General features: G+C 61.4%; 6 protein-coding genes. All 6 read left to right on the plus strand.

The window, feature by feature from the left end; all coding sequences use genetic code 11:
- A partial coding sequence (locus tag DOU50_RS01285) for an NAD(P)/FAD-dependent oxidoreductase (protein WP_148768582.1) occupies window positions 1–1,204 on the plus strand: 1,204 nt, incomplete at its 5' end.
- A gap of 1 nt (window position 1,205) precedes the next feature.
- Window positions 1,206–1,928, plus strand: coding sequence for a DUF1365 domain-containing protein (locus DOU50_RS01290; protein ID WP_148768583.1), 723 nt, complete (start codon window positions 1,206–1,208; stop codon window positions 1,926–1,928).
- Window positions 1,925–3,145, plus strand: a complete 1,221-nt coding sequence (locus DOU50_RS01295; protein ID WP_148768584.1) for an SAM-dependent methyltransferase — start codon at window positions 1,925–1,927, stop codon at window positions 3,143–3,145. The genes DOU50_RS01290 and DOU50_RS01295 overlap by 4 nt, the downstream gene beginning before the upstream one ends.
- Window positions 3,142–3,627 carry a DUF2878 domain-containing protein gene (locus tag DOU50_RS01300; protein WP_148768585.1) on the plus strand — a complete coding sequence of 162 codons (486 nt, stop codon included), beginning with the start codon at window positions 3,142–3,144 and terminating at the stop codon, window positions 3,625–3,627. The genes DOU50_RS01295 and DOU50_RS01300 overlap by 4 nt, the downstream gene beginning before the upstream one ends.
- Window positions 3,624–4,145, plus strand: coding sequence for a hypothetical protein (locus DOU50_RS01305; protein ID WP_148768586.1), 522 nt, complete (start codon window positions 3,624–3,626; stop codon window positions 4,143–4,145). The genes DOU50_RS01300 and DOU50_RS01305 overlap by 4 nt, the downstream gene beginning before the upstream one ends.
- A complete protein-coding gene (locus DOU50_RS01310; protein ID WP_148768587.1) occupies window positions 4,142–4,669 on the plus strand; it encodes a DUF3833 domain-containing protein in 528 nt (175 codons plus the stop codon). Before DOU50_RS01305 ends, DOU50_RS01310 begins: the two co-directional genes overlap by 4 nt.
- Window positions 4,670–5,034 lie beyond the last annotated feature (365 nt).

A 5,034-nucleotide genomic window follows, 5' to 3' on the forward strand; every position in this document is an offset into this window, starting at 1 on the left:
GGCCGGGCACCATCAGGTAACCCTGTTTGAAGCAGGCGCCACGCCGGGCGGCCATACCGCAACGGTTGACGTGGCAACGCCACAGGGCACATACGCGATCGATACCGGGTTTATCGTCTATAACGATCGCACCTATCCGCGTTTTATGGGCCTGCTCAGCGAGCTGGGCATCAGCGGGCAAAAAACGCAGATGAGCTTTTCGGTACACAATCCCGCGACGGGGTTTGAGTACAACGGACACACCCTGACATCGCTGTTTGCCCAGCGTCGAAACCTGGTGAATCCGGCATTCTGGCGGCTGCTGGGCGAGATCGTTCGCTTTAACCGCCTGGCGAAAGCGGCGCTGGACGGGCAGGTGGACCCGAGCGCCACGCTGCAGACGTTTTTGCAGCAGCACGGCTTCACGCCGTTTTTTGCGCGCCACTACATTCTGCCGATGGGGGCCGCCATCTGGTCCTCGTCGCTGCAGGAGATGAAGCGTTTCCCGCTGCCGCTCTTCCTGCGTTTCTTTCACCACCACGGCCTGCTGGATATCACCCATCGTCCGCAGTGGTACGTCGTCCCGGGCGGCTCGCGGGAGTATATCCGCGCCATGCTGGATAAGCTGGGCGACCGCCTGACGCTGCGCCTGAACGCGCCGGTGCAGCGTGTGAAACGCCATGCGGATGGCGTCACCCTCCAGCTCGACGACGCCAGCCATACCTTCGACCAGGTGATCTTTGCCTGCCACTCCGCCAGTGCTCTGGCGATGCTTGATGACCCGACGCCCGCCGAGCGCGAAGTGCTGGGTGATATCGGTTGGCAGCGCAACGAGGTCGTTTTACACAGCGATCCGCGCTGGCTGCCTGTGCGGCCGCGCGCCTGGGCCAGCTGGAACTACCGTCTGAGCGAGCAGGCGCAGGCCAGCGCCTGTGTCACCTACAACATGAACATCCTGCAGGGGCTGCCTGCGGGCAGCCCGCTGTTCTGCGTCACGCTGAACCCGGACGCGCCGGTGGATGAACGCTTCGTTCTGCAACGCTTTGTTTATGAGCATCCGCTGTTTAACCCGCAAAGCTGGCGGGCGCAGGCGCGGCGCGGCGAGATCAACGGCCACCGGCGGAGCTGGTTCTGCGGAGCCTACTGGTACAACGGTTTTCATGAGGACGGGGTGCGCAGCGCGCTGGACGTGGTCAATGCGATAGCTGCCGGAGAGGGGAACTGAGATGAACAGCTGCCTTTACCACGGCGTCTTACGCCACCGCCGCCTGCAGCCGAAAACCCATGAGTTTCGCTACAGCGTGTTTATGGCCTGGCTGGATCTCGATGAGCTGCCGCTGCTGGCGTCCGTCGGCGTGCGGAGCAATCGCTTTGCCGCCGCCTCGTTCCACGACGCGGACTACCCGCTCGGCACGCCGCTTAAAGAGAACGTGCTGAGCAGGCTGGAGAGCCTTACCGGGGAACGTCCGGACGGGCGGGTCATGCTCCTGACGCAGCTGCGCTATTTCGGATTCCATTTCAATCCGGTCAACTTTTACTACTGCTATGACGGGAAGGGTACCCTGCGCTGGGTGCTGGCGGAGGTTCGCAACACGCCGTGGAACGAGCGTCATTATTACGCGGTCGACGGGCAACATGCCCAGCCCACGAAAAAAGCGTTTCACGTTTCTCCCTTCAACCCGATGGACATGATCTACCACTGGCGCTTCAACGACCCGGATAACACGCTGCATATGCACATTGAAAATCATCAGGAAGCGAAGGTGTTCGACGCCACGCTGGCGCTGCGCCGGGAGCCTCTGACGCGCCCCGCGCTGCGTTCGCTGCTTCTGCGTATCCCGCTTATGACCCTGAAAACCGTTTTCGCCATTTACTGGCAGGCGCTGCGCCTGTGGCTCAAGCGCGTGCCGCTGTATAACCATCCCGTCAGCAGGAGTGAACGCTCATGACCGATCCCGTCTTTGCGTTAGAACCCGATATCCCGCGCAACGTGCGCCTTGCGCGCTGGCTGCTTTTTCGTCTGTTAAGCGGCATTCGCGGCGGCTCGCTCACGCTGTGTGAAGGGGCGCAGACCTTTCATTTTGGCGAGACATCCTCCGCGCTGCATGCCGACGTGCAGATCCTCACGCCCGGCGTCTACTGGCGCGTCTTAACGGGCGGGAGCCTTGCCGCGGCAGAAGCCTGGATGGACGGCGAATGGGAAACCGCGCACCTCACGCCGCTTCTGGAACTTCTGGCGCTTAACGGCGAAGTGCTTGGCCGTCTGGAAAACGGGTTCCGCCTGCTCGGCAGGCCGCTGGAGCGGCTACGCCACTGGACGCGGCGAAATTCCCGCGCGCAGGCACGTGAAAATATTGCCGCCCATTACGATCTGGGGAACACCTTCTATGCCCATTTTCTGGATAAGGAGCTGCTCTATTCCAGCGCCTTGTTTACGGAGGACGAGCAGGATCTCACTGCGGCTCAGCAGGCCAAAATGGCGCGGTTGTGCGACCAGCTGGCGCTAAACCCGGGTGACCACCTGTTGGAAATTGGCACCGGCTGGGGCGCGATGGCGGAATACGCGGCCCGTCATTATGGCTGTCGGGTGACCACCACCACGCTATCGCAGGAGCAATACGTCTGGGCGACCGAGCGGATCGCCCGCGCCGGGCTGCGGGATCGGGTCGAGGTGCTGCTCTGCGACTATCGCGACCTCACCGGACAGTACGACAAGCTGGTCTCGATAGAGATGATCGAAGCCGTCGGGCGGCGCTATCTGCCCACGTTCTTCCGTACCTGCCAGGCGCGGCTGCGCCCGGGAGGTCGCATGGCAATTCAGGCCATCACTATTCAGGATCAGCGCTATCGCGACTACAGCAAAAGCGTCGATTTTATCCAACGCTACATTTTTCCCGGCGGCTTCCTGCCGAGCATTACCGCGATGAACGAGCTGATGACGCGCCACACCGATTTCGTGGTGCGCAATCTGTTCGACATGGGTCCCGACTATGCCCGCACGCTGGCCCACTGGCGGCAGCGCTTTGTCCACGCCTGGCAGGAGATTGAAAAGCTCGGCTTTGATGAGCGGTTCCGCCGCATGTGGCTGTACTACTTTGGCTACTGCGAAGCCGGGTTTAACGCCCGCACCATCAGCGTGGTGCAGCTGACCGCCGAGCGCGTATGAAACGATATCTTCAGGTCTTTCTGCTGGCCGTCGCGTTCGATCTTTACTGGGCGCTGGTGGTGCTTTTTCGAGAACAAGGCCTGACTGTCTGGCTCACGCTGGCGATCCTGGCATGCCTGCTCTTGCCGTCTGTATACCGTTTTTACGCCATTGGGCTGGCCGCGGCGGGCAGCTTGCTGGATACGCTCTGGGCGCTGACGGGACTGCTAGCCTTCACGGGCGAGTCTCTGATGCCGCTATGGATGGTGGCATTGTGGCTGATGTTCGCCACCGTCTGGACGCAGCTGACGCGCGCCACCACGTTGCCCGGCTGGCTGCTGACACTGCTGGCGGCCGTAGGAGGCCCGGTGGCGTACCTGATTGGCGAGCGGCTGGGTGCCATCACATTTCTGGAGCCGACCTTTATCGTCGTCAGCTGGATGGCGCCGGGTTGGCTGGTGCTGATGCTGTTTTTCCACCTGCTGATGGGGAGACAAAAATGAGAGCTGCGATTTTGCTGCTTTGGCTGATCGCCATGCCCGCGGCCCAGGCCGCCGACTGGCTGGCGTGGCGTAAGGTGGGCGATGCCACGCTCACCTGGGGGCCGTTCACCGTCTATACCTCCCAGCTGCGTACGCCGGACGGGCGTTACGGTCGGGAGAACCAGGATCAGGCGCTGATAATTACCTATGCGCGCGACATCGATCGCGATGAGCTGGTCGAGGCGACCCGTGACCAGTGGCAGGCGCAGGGGATCCTGGCGCAGGAACCGCAAAGCGAAGCCTGGCTGCGGATGCTCCGGACGCTGTGGCCGGATGTTCGACCGGGCTCACAGCTGGCGTTTGTCCTTGATGACCAGCAGGGGCAGTTCTGGTACCGCGATCCGGTCCTTCAGAAAACCTTTATTCCCCTGGGACCACGCCAGTCAGAAGCGTTCAGTACCCGCTTTCTGGCCATCTGGCTGGCTCCCCGTACGCAATATCCTGAGCTGCGTCAGCAGTTAATCGGAGGCCAAAAATGAAACGTTTCCTGATGATGGTGCTGGCATTAACGATGCTGCTGGCGGGCTGTAGCACGGAGGTGACCGAGTACCGCCAGCAGCAGCCGCGGCTGGATATCTTCCGCTTCTTCCAGGGCAAAACCGAAGCGTGGGGGATGGTGCAGGATCGCAGCGGCAAGCAGATCCGCCGCTTTCACGTTGAGATTGCCGGGGACGTTATCGGCGATACGCTGACGCTCAACGAACATTTTGTTTACGACGACGGTGAGAAGCAGCAGCGGGTCTGGCATATCCGGCGCCTGGGGACCGATCGCTATGAGGGCACGGCGGGAGATATCGAAGGGGTAGCGACGGGGCAGGCCGCAGGCAACGCGTTCAACTGGCATTACAGCATGAACGTGAAGGCCAACGGCAGCACCTGGCTGCTGAACTTTGACGACTGGATGTACCTGCAGGATGAGACGCACCTGTTTAATAAAACCGAGATGAAGAAACTGGGCGTCACCGTCGCCACGGTGACGTTGTTCTTTACCCGTAAAGAGTGATGATACGAGCAGTGAACAATCCCCTCGCCCCTATGGGGAGAGGGTTAGGGTGAGTGGAACATACGGCTAAGGTGGTATTTCCGTTCACTTTATGTTCCTTGCTACTCTGTAACGACATGATCGGTGAACGTGCCAGGGTGGCTCAGTCGCCACCACCCTGGCGACCCGGGCTCCCGGCGGTAAATCGCCGCTTCGCGGATTGTTCGCCCCATCCCTGGGGCTCACCCTTTCAGGGCCAGCGCAAGCGCTGTCCAAAATTTCTCCCGGCAATTTTGTCCTCAGCTTATTCCTTCAGGCTATCGGGTCGGGCATGAGCCTGCATCCCTGCAGGCCACGCCCTCTCGGCGCATCCCTGCGCCTCGCCC

This window comes from Enterobacter sp. C6, from assembly GCF_008122455.1.
In the GTDB taxonomy this organism is placed as follows: domain Bacteria; phylum Pseudomonadota; class Gammaproteobacteria; order Enterobacterales; family Enterobacteriaceae; genus Enterobacter; species Enterobacter pseudoroggenkampii.